General features: G+C 69.5%; 14 protein-coding genes and 1 pseudogene. 7 read left to right on the forward strand and 8 right to left on the reverse strand.

From position 1 onward, the window contains the following. The first annotated feature begins 273 nt into the window (after positions 1-273). Positions 274-810, forward strand: coding sequence for a PDC sensor domain-containing protein (locus D7V93_RS22400; protein ID WP_244237437.1), 537 nt, complete (start codon positions 274-276; stop codon positions 808-810). A 26-nt stretch (positions 811-836) separates the two neighbouring features. Beyond that, on the forward strand, positions 837-2,744 hold the full coding sequence (locus D7V93_RS22405) for a methyl-accepting chemotaxis protein (RefSeq protein WP_120645354.1): 1,908 nt from the start codon (positions 837-839) through the stop codon (positions 2,742-2,744). 16 nt (positions 2,745-2,760) lie between these two features. Here D7V93_RS22405 and D7V93_RS22410 read toward each other — a convergent pair whose 3' ends face one another. Next, positions 2,761-3,120 (reverse strand): PspC domain-containing protein, encoded by a 360-nt coding sequence (locus tag D7V93_RS22410; protein ID WP_120645355.1) that lies wholly within the window; start codon positions 3,118-3,120, stop codon positions 2,761-2,763. Positions 3,121-3,390: 270 nt separating this feature from the next. Between D7V93_RS22410 and aceB the strand changes: the two genes are divergently transcribed. From aceB to D7V93_RS22425, 3 genes are all read left to right on the forward strand, one after another. Then, positions 3,391-5,022 carry a malate synthase A gene (gene aceB, locus D7V93_RS22415; RefSeq protein WP_120645356.1) on the forward strand — a complete coding sequence of 544 codons (1,632 nt, stop codon included), beginning with the start codon at positions 3,391-3,393 and terminating at the stop codon, positions 5,020-5,022. Between the two features lie 62 nt (positions 5,023-5,084). Next, positions 5,085-6,371: an isocitrate lyase gene (gene aceA, locus D7V93_RS22420; RefSeq protein ID WP_120645357.1), complete on the forward strand. Its 1,287-nt coding sequence runs from the start codon at positions 5,085-5,087 to the stop codon at positions 6,369-6,371. 199 nt (positions 6,372-6,570) lie between these two features. Further along, complete coding sequence (locus D7V93_RS22425; RefSeq protein ID WP_120645358.1) at positions 6,571-6,960, forward strand: hypothetical protein; 390 nt, start codon at positions 6,571-6,573, stop codon at positions 6,958-6,960. A 30-nt stretch (positions 6,961-6,990) separates the two neighbouring features. On the opposite strand, the gene D7V93_RS22430 is transcribed toward D7V93_RS22425, so the two are convergent. From D7V93_RS22430 to D7V93_RS22440, 3 genes are all read right to left on the reverse strand, one after another. Next, positions 6,991-7,236 carry a hypothetical protein gene (locus D7V93_RS22430; protein WP_120611256.1) on the reverse strand — a complete coding sequence of 82 codons (246 nt, stop codon included), beginning with the start codon at positions 7,234-7,236 and terminating at the stop codon, positions 6,991-6,993. An 82-nt stretch (positions 7,237-7,318) separates the two neighbouring features. Then, positions 7,319-7,657: a hypothetical protein gene (locus tag D7V93_RS22435; RefSeq protein ID WP_120645359.1), complete on the reverse strand. Its 339-nt coding sequence runs from the start codon at positions 7,655-7,657 to the stop codon at positions 7,319-7,321. 56 nt (positions 7,658-7,713) lie between these two features. Continuing rightward, the gene (locus tag D7V93_RS22440) at positions 7,714-8,646 is read right to left on the reverse strand and encodes a LysR family transcriptional regulator (RefSeq protein ID WP_120645360.1); all 933 of its coding nucleotides are present in this window, start codon (positions 8,644-8,646) and stop codon (positions 7,714-7,716) included. A gap of 88 nt (positions 8,647-8,734) precedes the next feature. Here D7V93_RS22440 and D7V93_RS22445 point away from each other — a divergent pair, with 88 nt between their 5' ends. Then, the gene (locus tag D7V93_RS22445) at positions 8,735-9,793 is read left to right on the forward strand and encodes an alkene reductase (protein ID WP_120645361.1); all 1,059 of its coding nucleotides are present in this window, start codon (positions 8,735-8,737) and stop codon (positions 9,791-9,793) included. 3 nt (positions 9,794-9,796) lie between these two features. Here D7V93_RS22445 and D7V93_RS22450 read toward each other — a convergent pair whose 3' ends face one another. From D7V93_RS22450 to D7V93_RS22460, 3 genes are all read right to left on the reverse strand, one after another. Continuing rightward, a complete protein-coding gene (locus tag D7V93_RS22450) occupies positions 9,797-10,717 on the reverse strand; it encodes a type VI immunity family protein (protein WP_244237438.1) in 921 nt (306 codons plus the stop codon). Next, positions 10,714-11,523 (reverse strand): hypothetical protein, encoded by an 810-nt coding sequence (locus D7V93_RS22455; RefSeq protein ID WP_120645363.1) that lies wholly within the window; start codon positions 11,521-11,523, stop codon positions 10,714-10,716. Before D7V93_RS22455 ends, D7V93_RS22450 begins: the two co-directional genes overlap by 4 nt. 98 nt (positions 11,524-11,621) lie before the next feature. Then, a complete protein-coding gene (locus D7V93_RS22460; protein WP_372338337.1) occupies positions 11,622-12,638 on the reverse strand; it encodes a polysaccharide lyase family 20 protein in 1,017 nt (338 codons plus the stop codon). A 346-nt stretch (positions 12,639-12,984) separates the two neighbouring features. Here D7V93_RS22460 and D7V93_RS22465 point away from each other — a divergent pair, with 346 nt between their 5' ends. Then, positions 12,985-14,010 (forward strand): arginine N-succinyltransferase, encoded by a 1,026-nt coding sequence (locus tag D7V93_RS22465; RefSeq protein ID WP_120645366.1) that lies wholly within the window; start codon positions 12,985-12,987, stop codon positions 14,008-14,010. Here the strand turns inward: D7V93_RS22465 and D7V93_RS22470 are convergent. Further along, positions 13,994-14,244: pseudogene (locus D7V93_RS22470) on the reverse strand (transglutaminase domain-containing protein); the annotation flags it as partial. The gene D7V93_RS22465 and the pseudogene D7V93_RS22470 overlap by 17 nt on opposite strands.

Consider the following 14,244-nt stretch of genomic DNA (forward strand, 5'->3'; position numbering starts at 1 on the left):
TCCTCCAGGTCGGCATACGTCGCCGGCCTCCCCTTCCCGCTCCCATTTCCGTCGCCCATGGTCGCAAGGATGCCCCCTACCCCTGACATCCTCAAGCCAGCGGCCGACCCCGTGCAGCCCCGTCAGCCCTGACCTCCCGCAATCAAAGCCAAACGCGACTACTTTGAATTATACAAATCAAGCCTGCCTGCGTGACGGAGGAAGAGGAACCGTGACACACTTTTTCCAATCGTTTTCACGGTCTCCGGGGGGCCCTGCATGTCGATTTTCTGGATGGGTTTGGCGCTGGCGGTCGGGGGGCAGTTGCCTCCGGATGGCGCCGCGCAGCTCCAGAAGGTGGACCGGGTGATGCCATCGCTACGGCGGCTGGCCGCGGACCCCGAGGTGCTGCGAGCCATCCAGGCCCAGAACGCGCGCCGCGTCCCGCTCGCCACCATCCAGCGGCTCGACGCGGAGTGGCGGGCCACCCCGGCGCTCACGCCGTTCAAGCAGACCGTGCTGGACGCCCCGTGCAAGGGCGCGCTCCAGCGCCTCCAGCGGCTGCTGGGCCTGGCGGTGGCGGAGGCCTTCACCATGGACGCCCAGGGCGCGCTGGTCTGTGCCAGCCGGCGCACGTCGGACTACTGGCAGGGGGACGAGGACAAGTGGCGCATCCCCCATGCCGGGGGCCGGGGTGGACCGGAGCTGCGGGAGCCCCCCTTCTTCGACGAATCCACCCAGGCCTACGTCATCCAGGTCTCCCTCCCCGTCCGCGACGGCGCCCAGGTCATCGGCGCGCTCACCGTGGGCCTCTCCCTGCTCGACCTCTGACGTTGGCCGTCCCCCGGATTCTCCCCATGCACCTGCTGTCCGGCTTGAAGTTGAGGGGTCGCCTCACGCTGTGGGTCTGCCTGCTGCTGGTCGCGGCGCTCGCGCCCGTCGTCGCGGTGGGCGTCCACGTCATCCGGCGCAACCTGGAGCAGCAGGTCCACGGCGTCCTCCAGGTGGAGGCCGAAGGGCTGCGCGACCTCGTCGAGTCCTCGCTCCAGGAGCGCGAGACGAACGCGCGCGCGTGGACGGAGGACGCCATCCTGCGCGGCGCCCTCCTGTTCGGCACCTACGCCAAGAGCGACGCGGTGCTCGCGACCCTGAACGACCGGCACGCCACCTTCGCGGGGCTCGTGTTGTTCACCGTGGACGGCCAGGCGGTCTCCGTCAGCAGGCCCGCGCTGCGCGACGCCTTCGCCGGCCACGAAAAAGACGTGCTCGCCGCGCCCTGGTTCCAGGCCGCGCTGGAGGACCGCCTGGACCCCGCCATCCTGACGGGCGCCATCACCCGGACGGACCCCTTCTTCGCCCGCCCGGTGATGCCCCTGGCGCTGCCCGTGCTCAGCCCCATCTCCGGCGCGCGCGTGGGCGTGCTCCTGGCGGCCTATGACTGGAACCAGCTGGAGCAGGTCGTCGCGGGCGCGCTCCAGCGAGCCCATGACCGGGGCCAGCGCAGCTTCACCCTGGACATCCTCGGCCCGGAGGGCGCCCGGCTCTACAGCTCCCGGGCTCCGGGCCTGGCCTCACCGCCCAGGGCCGTGCGGGCGCAGGCCCTCGACGAGGACACCACCCGCTTCGCGGCGGGCCACGGCTGGCGCTTCGTCGCGGAGCTGGATGCGCAGGAGGCCTTCCTGCCCCTGAGGCGCTTCCTCCAGCTCAGCCTGCTCGCGGTGGCCGCGCTCGTGGCCCTGGCCGCCCTGGCCGCCTGGGCCCTGGCGCGAAGCGTGACCCGCCCCATCACCCTGCTGAGTGCCCTGGTGTCCCGCGTCGTGCGCGAGGGCGACCTCACCCAGCAGGTGGCGCTTCGGGACCAACAGGATGAGGTGGGGGAGCTGGCGGCCGCCTTCGCGCGGATGATGGACCACCTGCGCGAGTCCACCACCAGCCTCCAGCAGGGCACGCGCGTGCTGGGCCAGACGGTGGCGGAGCTGACGACCGCCACCCAGCAGCAGGAGCGCAACCTCCTCCAGCAGACCACCGCGCTCCAGGAGACGCATGTCACCGCGCAGGAGATCCAGCAGACCTCCCAGCTCGCCGCCCAGCGCTCCCAGGCGGTGCTCGGGCTGGTGGCGCGGGCGCGCGAAGTGGGCAGCGAAGGGGAGACGACGCTCGGCGCCAGCCTGGACGGCTTCGAGGAGCTGCGCGACCACGGGGCGCGCCTCGCCGCGGACATCTCCTCGCTCCACGAGCGCACGAGCCAGATTGCCAGCATCACCCAGACGGTGAAGGACCTGGCGGACCAGTCCAACATGCTCGCGCTCAACGCGGCCATCGAAGCGGTGCGCTCCGGGGAGCACGGGCAGGGCTTTGGCGTGGTGGCGCGGGAGATCCGCAGCCTCGCGGACCAGTCCATCCACGCCACGGGCCGGGTGCGCGAAGTCCTGGACGACATCCGCGGCGGCATCCAGTCCACCGTGGCGCTCTCCGAGGAAGGCCAGCGCCGCTCCGAGGCGGGGCTTTCCCAGGTGCGCGCCACCCGTCAGAGCCTGCACGCGCTGACGGACATCATCACGGACAACGCGTCCGCGGCCCAGCAGATCGCCGCCGCCGTCATCCAGCAGAACGCGGGCATCGCGCAGATCTTCACCGCTGTCACGGACCTGTCCCGGATGATGGACGAGACCCTCCAGGCCATGCACGACACCCAGCGCATGACCCAGGACCTGCGCGGCGTGGCCGAGCGCATGGAGACCGCGGCCGGCGCCTGGCGCGTCTAGCAGGCGCCTGCTCGAATCAGACGCGCCGCTCCCAGCGCGGCTCGTCGTCCTCCACGGGCGCGCTCCCCACCTTGGAGACCCAGTCCAGCGGCGCCTGCAGGGGCGCATTGCCCCCCAGCCGTGCCGGGGTGAACGCCCAGACGAGCAGGTAGAGGCCCGCGGCCGACCCCGCCGACGCCACGAGCATCACCACGAAGGCCACCCGCATCAGCGCGACGTCCACACCGAACTCCCGGGCCAGCGCCGCGCACACCCCCAGCACCGCCCGCCCCTCGCCCCGGTGCAGCGGGACCGTCCGCGTGCGGCAGTGCGGGCAGCTCGTCTCCACCCCGGACAGCTCCCTCGAACAAGCCCTGCATCGTGTCGTCACGTCCATGAGGTGACCTCTCCGTCCTGTCCCCGCTTGTCGCATCGGGGGCTCCATCCCTACCTACGGAGGCCGCTCCAGGTGATTGCGCCCCCCACGACGAGGGATTCCGGGGGGTTATGTCCCGCTGCGTCAGTGGATTTACAAATTTAATCCCGGGGATGTTGACAGCCTTACAGGCAAGCAGCTTCTAATTCACCCAGACTTCCCTTCCCCAGACGAAGGGAACATCTTTCAGCCCATCACAGCGGTTTACAACGCATCTCGTCAGGAGCCACCATGGACGCCAGCACCTCCCAGAACCCGCCCACTTTCGGTCCGGGCGTGAGCGTCGAGGGGTCCTGGCACCCGGACTACGCGACGGTGCTGACGCAGGACGCCATGGCGTTCGTGGCGAAGCTGGTGCGCACCTTCGGGGAGCGGCGCGAGGCGCTGCTGGAGCGGCGCAAGAAGGTGGCGGAAGGCTGGCGCAAGGGCGAGCGCCCCCACTTCCTGCCGGAGACGGAGGGCCTGCGCAAGGGCGACTGGACGGTGGCCCCGGTGCCCGCGGACCTCCAGGACCGGCGCGTGGAGATCACCGGTCCGGTGGACCGCAAGATGATCATCAACGCGCTCAACTCCGGCGCGAGCGTCTTCATGGCGGACTTCGAGGACGCCAACAGCCCCACCTGGGACAACGTGGTGCGCGGCCAGGTGAACCTGCGCGACGCCGTGCGGAAGACCATCGCGTTCACGGCGGAGAACGGGAAGCAGTACGCGCTGAATGAAAAGCACGCCGTCCTCTTCGTGCGCCCGCGCGGCTGGCACCTGCCGGAGCGCCACGTGCGCATCGACGGCAAGCCCATCTCCGGCTCCCTCTTCGACTTCGGCCTGTTCTTCTTCCACAACGCGAAGGAGCAGCTCCAGCGCGGCACCGGCCCGTACTTCTACCTGCCGAAGATGCAGAGCCACCTGGAGGCCCGGCTGTGGAACGACGTGTTCCACCTGGCCCAGAGCGAGCTGGGCATCGCGCCCGGCACCATCAAGGCCACCGTCCTCATCGAGACGCTGCCCGCCGCGTTCGAGATGGATGAAATCCTCTACGAGCTGCGCGAGCACTCCGCCGGCCTCAACTGCGGCCGCTGGGACTACATCTTCAGCTTCATCAAGACGCTCCAGTCCGACCCGTCCGTGGTGCTGCCCGACCGCAGCCAGGTGACGATGGACAAGGGCTTCCTCAACGCCTACTCGCAGCTGCTCATCCAGACGTGCCACCGCCGGGGCGCGCACGCCATGGGGGGCATGGCCGCCTTCATCCCCATCAAGGGGGACGCCGCCGCCAACGACGCGGTGATGGCCAAGGTGCGCGCCGACAAGCAGCGCGAGGCGAAGAACGGCCACGACGGCACCTGGGTCGCGCACCCCGGCCTCGTCCCGGTGGCCAAGGAGATCTTCGACGCCCAGATGAAGGGCCCCAACCAGGTGGCCAACAAGCGCGAGGACGTGCGCGTCACGGAGGCCGACCTGCTCAAGCTGCCCTCCGGCACCCGGACGGAGGAGGGCCTGCGCCACAACCTGCGCGTGGGCATCCAGTACACCGCCGCGTGGCTGGGCGGCCTGGGCTGCGTGCCCCTCTACAACCTGATGGAGGACGCGGCCACGGCGGAAATCTCCCGCGCCCAGGTGTGGCAGTGGATCCACCACGGCGCCACGCTGGACGACGGCCGCAAGGTGACGCTGGAGCTGTTCCGCAAGCTGCTGGCGGAGGAGATGGCCCAGCTGTCCCGCGAAGGCGTGGCCGAGCGCTACGGCCAGGCCCACGTCGAGAAGTCCCGCGCCCTCTTCGAGCAGCTGTCCACCTCACCCACCTTCGAGGACTTCCTCACCCTGCCGGCCTACGAGGCCCTGGATGCGGAAGCCGCGAAGCCCTGACGCCTTCTTGAAGTCTTGAACCCTTGCTCAACCCTTCACCGCAGTCCCTCAGGAGTCCTGGCATGTACGACGCGACGCCGACCACTTCCGACGCCTCCCCCCACGCGAAGCTCCACGCCCAGCGCTTCGAGGGAATCACCCGCAACTACACCGACAAGGACGTGGAGAAGCTGCGGGGCTCCATCCGCGTGAGCCACACCCTGGCGGAGATGGGCGCCCGTCGCCTGTGGGAGCTGCTCCACACGGACGAGTACATCAACGCGCTGGGCGCCCTCACCGGCAACCAGGCCGTGCAGATGGTGCGCGCGGGCCTCAAGGCCATCTACCTGTCCGGCTGGCAGGTCGCCGCGGACGCGAACTCGGCCGGCCAGATGTACCCGGACCAGAGCCTGTACCCGGTGGACAGCGTCCCCACCGTGGTGAAGAAGATCAACAACGCCCTGCGCCGCGCCGACCAGATCGACCACGCGGAGGGCCGCAATGACCGCTACTGGTTCGCGCCCATCATCGCGGACGCGGAGGCCGGCTTTGGCGGTCCGCTCAACGCCTATGAGCTGATGAAGGGCATGATCGAAGCGGGCGCCGCGGGCGTGCACTTCGAGGACCAGCTGGCCAGCGAGAAGAAGTGCGGCCACATGGGCGGCAAGGTGCTGGTGCCCACCAGCCACTTCGTGCGCACGCTGACGGCGGCGCGCCTGGCGGCGGACGTGATGGGCGTGCCCACGCTGCTCGTCGCGCGCACGGACGCGGACAGCGCCAAGCTCCTGATGAGCGACGCGGACGAGTACGACCACGCCTTCATCGACAAGGCGGCGGGCCGCACCGGCGAGGGCTTCTACCGCATCAAGGGCGGCCTGGAGTGCGCCATCGCGCGCGGCCTCGCGTACGCGCCCTACGCGGACCTCGTGTGGTGCGAGACGAGCACCCCGGACCTCGCGCAGGCGAAGGCCTTCTCCGAGGGCATCCGCAAGAAGTTCCCCAACAAGATGCTCGCGTACAACTGCTCGCCGTCCTTCAACTGGAAGAAGAACCTGGATGACAGCACCATCGCGAAGTTCCAGCGCGAGCTGGGCGCCATGGGCTACAAGTTCCAGTTCGTCACGCTGGCCGGCTTCCACGCGCTGAACTTCTCGATGTACGAGCTGGCGCGGAAGTACAAGGACCGCGGCATGGCGGCCTACAGCGAGATGCAGCAGGCGGAGTTCGGCGCGGAGAAGGACGGCTACACCGCCACGCGCCACCAGCGCGAGGTGGGCACCGGCTACTTCGACCAGGTCGCCGAGGTCATCTCCGGCGGCAGCGCCAGCACCCTGGCCCTGCACGAGTCCACCGAGGCCCACCAGTTCTAGGCCGGGCCCCGCAGCCGCTGGATTGAAGGAGGCCGCCAGTCCCTTGGGGGAAGATTCCCCAGGGATTGCGCGGCCTTCGCCGTTCCTGGCGCCAGAATCCGCAACTTTCCGGGGTCCAGGGCGATAATGGGGAGAACTTGAAGCCCCACAGGCGCGCCCCCGGGTGTGCCAGCGACCGGGGCTTTTGACGGGAGCCGCCATGAACCGCATCACGTCCCTCTCCGGTCCTCGGGTGCAGCCGGCCACGACGAACACGTCCACGCCGGTGTCGGGCAGCCGCTTCGGCTCGCTGATGCAGGGTGTGTCCGCGCAGACGCCCAAGGCCGGCCCGCAGGTGTCGGGCGGCTCCGTGGTGGCGTCCGCGCTGGCGCAGGCCGGGGCCACGCCGCACGGCTCGTTCGTGGGCACCTACACGGGCGCCACGGCCCAGGGCGCCGCGGGCCAGCAGGCCGGCACCCAGACGGGCGCCGCCGAGCCCCAGAGCGAGGAGGCCAAGGCCCTGGAGGAGCTGGCCATTGGCTCCGCCGTCACCCTGTCCCAGTCCATCCTCCACATGGGCGGGATGAAGATCGACCTCGAGAAGGAGTAGCCCCGCGACCGGGGCTCCTCCCCCGGTGTGTCACGGCTTCTTCTTGTCGCTGTCGGCGTTGTACTTGTCGCGGATGCCGTCATGGCGGCTCCGCGTGTCCTTCCAGGGCTTGTCGACGTCGGTGCGCTGGCCGCCGTTCTGCCCGGTGACGTCGTTGAGCTCCTCGGCGCGCCCTTCGGCGGGCACCCGGTCGCCGTCCTCCTCGGGGTCCTTCTGCTTCGCGGGGTCCAGCGGGATGCCGGCGCCACGCTTCATGTATTCGTCCTTGGGGTCCATGCCGTCATTCCTCCCTTGAATCCCCAAGGTGGTGACGGTGTCCCTGCGCCGGGAGCGACCGGGCGGGCGGGCTCCCCCTCCCTCAGTTGAGGTACTTCGGCCTCGACGGCGCGGCGGGCGCCTGGGCCTTCATCAGCTCCAGCCCCTGGCGCGTGAGCATGAAGCGCACCATGCCGGAGCCGCGCTCGGTTTCGATCTCCGCCTCGAAGGCGGGCCCGGCGATGCCGCCCAGGGACATGTCCTTGCGCAGGTTGGTGACGCGGCCGGAGAGCAGATCGCCCGCGACCTCGCGGGAGCCCTCGCCCCGCGTGTACAGCTCATAGGCGGCCTCGTGCAGCGTCATCGCCAGCGCGGGCGTGAGGGGCTGGGAGCTGAAGAGCACGGAGATGAGGAGCCAGTAGGGCGGCGTCTGTTCAGCCATCGTGAGACATCCTAACGGTTGCGGACTGGCCGTGTCTGCCGAACCCACCCCCGTCTTCAGGACCCGCGCTCGGGCGGGCGTTCCCAGGGCGCCAGGTCGAAGCGCTCGACGAGCACGTCGACCATGGCGCGCATCGCGGGGGAGACGTTGCGCGCGCTCGGGTAGACGGCGAACGGCTGACGGGGCACGGCGTACGGACGCAGCAACTCCCGCAGCTCCCGCCGGGCGGCCGAGCGCGACACGTACATCGCCGGCAGCCTCGCGAGGCCGACTCCGGCCACGGTGAGCTCGCAGAGCACCTCGTAGCTGTTGACGGCCAGGTGCGGCTCGATGCTCACCCCCTCCTTCTTGCGCCCGGAGTGGAAGGTCCACGTCGTGGGCGCCCGCGTGCCCGTCATCACCAGGCAGCGGTGGGCGGCGAGGTCGCGCGGCCGCTTCGGCGTCCCGGCGCTTCGCAGGTACGTGTCGCTCGCGTAGACGCGCAGGTGCTGCGGCGGGCCCAGGCGGCGGGCGACGAGCCGCGAGTCGGTGAGCGGCCCCACGCGCACCGCCAGGTCGTAGCCCTCCTCGACCAGGGCCACCTGCCGGTCCGTCAGGTCGACCTCGACCTTCACCTCGGGGAAGCGCGTGGCGTAGTGGGCGAGCACGTCCCCGAGCACGCGCTGGCCCATCTCGATGGGGGCCGTCATGCGCAGGCGTCCGGTGGGGTGCGCCTGCAGCTCGCCGACGAGCGCCTCGGCGGCGTTGAGCGCGGAGATCGCGGGCGCGACCTCGCGGTGATAGCTCGCGCCGATGTCGGTCAGCGTCACCGAGCGCGTGGTGCGCGACAGGAGCCGCGCGCCGAGGTGCTCCTCGAGCAGCGCGACGCGCTGGCTGAGGGTCGACTTGGGAATGCCGAGCGCCCGCGCCGCGCCGCGGAAGCTCGAGTGCTCCACCACCGCGACGAAGGCGAGGACGGCGCCGGGGTCCGCCTGGGGCATTGTCCGCATGGACGGACAGGATGTCCGGTGAAAGCCCCATTGTCCAAGGCCTGGGAAGCGCGGAGATTGGGGTCTCCCCTGCTCCAGGAGCACGCCGATGGACCTCTTCTCTTCCTATCGTCTGGGCCCGCTCGCCCTCCCCAACCGCGTCGTCATGGCGCCGATGACGCGCAGCCGCGCCATTGGCGGCGTGCCCAATGACTTGATGCGCGCGTACTACACGCAGCGGGCCTCGGCGGGCCTCATCCTCACCGAGGGCATCGCGCCGTCGCCGAACGGGCTCGGCTACGCGCGCATCCCCGGCCTCTTCTCCGAAGAGCAGACCCGGGCCTGGCGGTCCATCACCGACAGCGTCCACGCCGCGGGGGGACGCATCCTCGCCCAGCTCATGCACGTGGGACGCATCGCGCACGTGAACAACCTGCCCGCCGGGGCCCGCGTGGTGGCGCCGAGCGCGGTGACCGCGAACAGCAAGATGTGGACCGACCAGGAGGGACTCCAGCCGATGTCCGCGCCCGAGGAGATGAGCGCGGCGGACCTCGACGAGGCCCGCGAGGAGTTCGTGCGCGCATCGCGCAACGCCATCGCGGCGGGCTTCGACGGCGTGGAGCTGCACGGGGCCAACGGCTACCTGCTCGAGCAGTTCCTGCACCCGCATTCCAACCGGCGCACCGACGGGTACGGGGGCAGCGTGGAGAAGCGCGCCCGCTTCGTCCTGGAGGTCGTGAAGGCGACGGCCGACGCCATTGGCCCGGAGCGCGTGGGCATCCGGCTGTCGCCGCACAACACGTTCAACGACCTGCCGCTGCACGACGAGGTCCAGGCGCAGTACGCGACGCTCGCGCGAGGCCTGCGCGGGCTCTTGTACGTGCACATCGTCGCCAACCCGCACGAAGGCTTCGCGGCGACGATGCAGGCCGTGCGCGCGAGCTTCGAGGGGCCCATCATCCTCAACGGGGGCTTCGAGCGCGCCCGTGCCCAGGCCGCGCTGGAGGCAGGGCAGGCCGACCTCATCTCCTTCGGCCGGCCCTACATCGCCAATCCGGACCTCGTGCAGCGCATGCAGCGCGACGCGCCCCTCGCGGCGGCGACCCCGGAGAAGTTCTACACGCCCGGACCCGAGGGCTACGTGGACTACCCCGCGCTGGCGGGGTGAGCGTCAGAGGAAGCGGCGCTCCCAGCGGCGGACTTCCTCCTTCGTGAACCCGCCCCAGTCGTAGGGGTGCGCGTAGAGCCACGGCTCCAGCACCCGGGCCAGCTCGCGGTAGTGCGGCAGCGTGTCGCCGGCTTCCAGGTCGCCGGCTTCAGGCACGGGCCCCAGGGACACCACCACGCGGTCCTCGGAGAGCGCGTGGATCGTCGTCTTCGGTGAGGTCAGCCGGGAGCGCAGCCCTTCCGCGCCGCCCAATTCCTTCAGTACGGGCGGGCCCAGGAAGGTGAGCCACGCGGGGGCCCGCACCTGTGAGCCCAGGTGCAGGGCCAGGTCGTTCAGTTGCGGCAGGTCGAAACCCGGGTGACGCAGGGTCTTCTCTCGCAGGAGCGGCGTGAGGGATTGAATCCAGGCGCCCACTTCGAGCGACAGTCCGGCATGACCTGACGACCAGGGTAGCTCGCGCCCCAGGTCGAGGGCCAGCGCGCGGATCCACTCCGGGCCCGGGTCGTCCAGGAACTCGATGGGCAAGTGGAACTCCACGGCGCAGATGCTGTGGGGATAGTCCTTGCGGAAGTCGGAGAGCCCATTGCCGTGCCCGCGATAGTGGAAAGCGACTCCTGTGACGGAGTCGGGCCGCTCCTTTACCTGCAGGATGGCAAACGAGGGTTCCAACATCCGGGCACGAAGGCCCGCCTCGCCCTCCGAGTCCAGCGCCAGCCAGTCTCCCGAGTAATCCACGTACCAACCCAGGTGTCTCGGTTGGATGGCCTGACGGTAGCGCTCCAGTGCATGCCACAAAGCAGGGGCAATCTCTTCGTGAGGAGCCCGGATGTAGAAGGCAATGCTCACACCCTCTCGCAGGAGGACCACCGGCTCGCCCTCGATATCAATGGCTTCACGAACTTCGGGCACTCGCAGGGTCATCATTGAACTCCGAAGTTGGGAGATACCAGCTGGGGAGCCCGGTCCGCGTTCAGGAGCTGCTGATAGACGTCCCTCTGGGTCTTTCCAGCGAAGGAATGTCCGGGAGCATAGATGTCCCAGATGGGTGGATTGGACACCGGGCACGGAAACTTGAAGTCGTAGATCCGCTGGACCTTGAGCGGGTTCCCGAGCGCGTGCAGCACCACGTCCGGGACGATGCTCCCTGTCAGCAGGTAGAACTGCCCGTCCTGTAGCCACTGGGCCACCTCCTCCGGGTCCAGCCACCGGGTCCGCCCCGTCGTCGCGTCCTTCAAGTAGCGCGGCTCCACGCTGAACCGTCCTGCGTCCGTGGCCCCCAGCACCCGCTGCACGCACTCCAGCGCCGCCGCGTGCTTCGCCTCCCCCAACTGCATCGCCCGCGTCACCTCGCGCCCGTTCGCGTCCAGCACCTTCTCCGTGCACACCTCAGGGGTGGTCCGCCGTCCCGGGCCCAGGAGCCGCTCGTTCACGTCGGAGTTCGCCTGCTTCGCGCACTCCACCAGCACCCGCTCCACATGGGCCACCTCCGCGGCTTCCCACACGCGCAGCATCGCGGCGGCCTGGCCCGCTCGCGCCGCCGCCCTCGACAGCCACGGCAGCACGGCGTCCTCGCCCACCTGCGTCGCGCAGGCCGGGTTGCGCAGGCAGCCGCTCGTCGCCGAGTCCATCGTCTGCTCATAGCGCGAGGGCGCACGGCCTTGCGGACCCGCGCACGCGGTCAACAGAAGGCCACACAGCAGCAGCAACCACCACGGTCGGGGAGGAGTCATCACCCGCGCCTCCTCGCATGGAAGCGCCGACCCCTTCAACCCATCCCGCGAAACACCTCCCGCACCGGCATGCCGGCGCGGGAGGGCCCTTCCACGCCTCAGCTCCGACGACGACGGCGCGAACCCAGCAGGCCCAGCAGCCCCAGCAACGAGAACGCCGCCAGCGAACCTCCGCTCGCCGAGCACCCACCCTGGTAGCGCTCGTCGCCCTCGTCCAGCGGCAACGGCTTCACCGCGGTGTCCGGCTTCGTCCCGCCCTGCGTCGGGTCCGGGTCCACCGGGGTGCCCGCATCCACCACCGGCTCCGGATCCACCGGAGTGCCCGCATCCACCACCGGGTCCACCGGGCTGCCCGCGTCCACCGCCGGGTCCACCGGAGTGCCCGCGTCCACCGGCTGCGGATCAGGCTGCACCACCGGGGGGAACACGTCCTCGCGGCTCGTCGCCTGGATGTAACCGTCGTGGTAGACGACGCCCACCGGCGTGATGGAGTCGTCCCGGTACAGGCCCATCTTCAGGTAGCTGCTCTGGCCGGCGTACATCGTCATGGCCTTCTTCTTGGCCAGCACCTGCTTGCCGTTGTGCCACAGCTCCACGAAGCCCACGGACGGGTCCGGCGACCACTTCACGTGGAAGACGAACTCCTGCCACACACCACGCTTCAGCGGCGTGCTCCACACCGTGCCGCTGTCGTTCACGGTCATGCGGATGACCTCGCCCTTGACGAAGAACTCCACCGGGGGCGACCCGCAGCACCCATCGTGGTGCCACTGCGTGAAGAGCTGCCACGCGTCCACGCTGGGGAAGTCGTTCGGGAACATCACCTTCCAGCGGTACCAGTACTCCGACCCCACCTTCTCGCGGCTCAGATAGACGAGCTCGTTGCGGTTGCCGCTGGAGTTGATGGGATCATCGCCCTGCTTCACCGTCGCCTTCAGCGCGTACTTGCCCTCGGCCACCGGGCTCGTCACGACCTGGAGCCGGTCTGAACTCACCATCTGGGTCGTGCTGAATTGCGAGCGGTCTCCCGTCTCGAAGTCTCCCCGCCAGACGATTTCCGCCGCGGCGAGGCCCGGGAGCAAACACATCGCAAGCCAGAGGCTCAGTGCTTTCAATGATGAATCCTTGGGGGGAGGGGAACAGGAAGGGGGTCGCTACGAAGCTTTGACGGCAAAGCTTTTACAAACCCTACCTCAAGTCATTCCCCCACTTCATTCCCTCTCAAGTCCATTCCAACACGCCTGACAACAGGGCATGCGGGCAGCCGAGCCCTGGCCCGTTCAATACATGTTTCACGTCTGGCGTCACCCGCTCATACCCACCGAGCGGACGGGAGAGCGGTGTCCTGAACGCAACGCGTCATTGACAAGGGAGCATGCAGGAGGCTGACGGCCCGGGGGCGTGGTGTATGGTCGCGGGCCCTTCCGGCGCTCCCTCTCCAGGGTGCCCTTCGCGTGCCCCATGCTCGTGCTGCGTGACGTCCAGAAAACCGACTTGCCCGGCCTGAAGCGTCTCGCCGCGGTGCTGAACACGGTCAACCTGCCGAACAACGAGGAGACGCTCGAGGCCATCATCGACAAGTCGGTGAAGAGCTTCGCCGGCAAGGTGAAGGACCCGTTCGAGCGCGAGTACCTCTTCGTGCTGGAGGACGTGCGCAACAGCCTCATCATCGGCACGTCGATGATCATCGCCCAGCACGGCACGTACGAAGCGCCGCACATCTACTACGAGGTGAGCGAGCGGGAGCACTACTCGGCCTCACTGGAGCGGCACCTGCGGCACAAGGTGCTGTCCATCGCGTACAACTACGAGGGCCCCACGGAGATTGGCGGGCTCGTGGTGGACCCGCCCTACCGGGCGACGCCGGACAAGCCCGGCAAGCAGCTGTCCTTCGTGCGCTTCCTCTTCATCTCCATGCACCGGCGGCTGTTCCGTCCGCGCGTGCTGGCGGAGCTCTTGCCGCCGCTGCTCCCGGACGGGCGCAGCCTCCTGTGGGAGGCGTGCGGGAAGAAGTTCACCGGCCTCACCTACCTGGAGGCCGACCGGCTGAGCCGCCAGAACAAGGAGTTCATCAAGGAGCTGTTCCCCTCGTCGGACATCTACGCGTCGCTGTTCCCGGACCGCGTGCAGAAGGTGCTGGGCGAAGTGGGCCCGGCCACGCGCGGCGTGCAGCGGATGCTGGAGCGGGTGGGCTTCCGGTACGTGGAGCGCATCGACCCGTTCGACGGCGGCCCCCACTTCGAGGCGGACACGGCGGACATCACCCTGGTGCGCCGCTACCGCACGGTGAAGCTGGCGGACGAGGACTTCGAGCTGGAGGGAGATGACGTGCTCGTCGCCGCCGAGCGCGAGTCGGGCCGCAACCGCTTCCGCTCCGTGCGCTGCCAGGCCCGCCTGGACAACCAGGTCATCTACCTGCCGGCCCGCGCCAAGGAGATATTGGAAGTGAAGACCGGCGCGAAGCTGTCCATCATTCCCTTCGAGTAGCGCGCCCCACCCGCCACTCCCCGCGCAGGAGCGACAGCCAGCGCTCCCCGGCCTCCAGGCCGGGGCCGTCCGGGGTGACCAGCGCCAGCGGCAGGTGCGTGTCCGGGTGCACCGGGTCCAACGAGGTCGGATCCAGGTCCAGCGTCCCGCCTCCGCGCAGCGCCACCCGCACCCAGGCGTGCGGCCGGGCGGGACCGCCCTCCACCACGAGCAGGCCGTGCACCAGCCCCACCC

The sequence above is a fragment of the Corallococcus llansteffanensis genome (assembly GCF_003612055.1).
GTDB classification, from domain to species: domain Bacteria; phylum Myxococcota; class Myxococcia; order Myxococcales; family Myxococcaceae; genus Corallococcus; species Corallococcus llansteffanensis.

Bases quoted from the DNA above. Each gene is read 5' to 3' on its own strand.
- D7V93_RS22450 (WP_244237438.1), bottom strand. From the start codon at position 10,717: ATGATGACCCTGCGAGTGCCCGAAGTTCGTGAAGCCATTGATATCGAG.
- D7V93_RS22440 (WP_120645360.1), bottom strand. From the start codon at position 8,646: ATGCGGACAATGCCCCAGGCGGACCCCGGCGCCGTCCTCGCCTTCGTC.
- D7V93_RS22430 (WP_120611256.1), bottom strand. From the start codon at position 7,236: ATGGACCCCAAGGACGAATACATGAAGCGTGGCGCCGGCATCCCGCTG.
- aceB (WP_120645356.1), top strand. From the start codon at position 3,391: ATGGACGCCAGCACCTCCCAGAACCCGCCCACTTTCGGTCCGGGCGTG.
- D7V93_RS22445 (WP_120645361.1), top strand. From the start codon at position 8,735: ATGGACCTCTTCTCTTCCTATCGTCTGGGCCCGCTCGCCCTCCCCAAC.
- D7V93_RS22410 (WP_120645355.1), bottom strand. From the start codon at position 3,120: ATGGACGTGACGACACGATGCAGGGCTTGTTCGAGGGAGCTGTCCGGG.
- D7V93_RS22435 (WP_120645359.1), bottom strand. From the start codon at position 7,657: ATGGCTGAACAGACGCCGCCCTACTGGCTCCTCATCTCCGTGCTCTTC.
- D7V93_RS22405 (WP_120645354.1), top strand. From the start codon at position 837: ATGCACCTGCTGTCCGGCTTGAAGTTGAGGGGTCGCCTCACGCTGTGG.
- aceA (WP_120645357.1), top strand. From the start codon at position 5,085: ATGTACGACGCGACGCCGACCACTTCCGACGCCTCCCCCCACGCGAAG.
- D7V93_RS22425 (WP_120645358.1), top strand. From the start codon at position 6,571: ATGAACCGCATCACGTCCCTCTCCGGTCCTCGGGTGCAGCCGGCCACG.
- D7V93_RS22400 (WP_244237437.1), top strand. From the start codon at position 274: ATGGGTTTGGCGCTGGCGGTCGGGGGGCAGTTGCCTCCGGATGGCGCC.
- D7V93_RS22455 (WP_120645363.1), bottom strand. From the start codon at position 11,523: ATGACTCCTCCCCGACCGTGGTGGTTGCTGCTGCTGTGTGGCCTTCTG.
- D7V93_RS22465 (WP_120645366.1), top strand. From the start codon at position 12,985: ATGCTCGTGCTGCGTGACGTCCAGAAAACCGACTTGCCCGGCCTGAAG.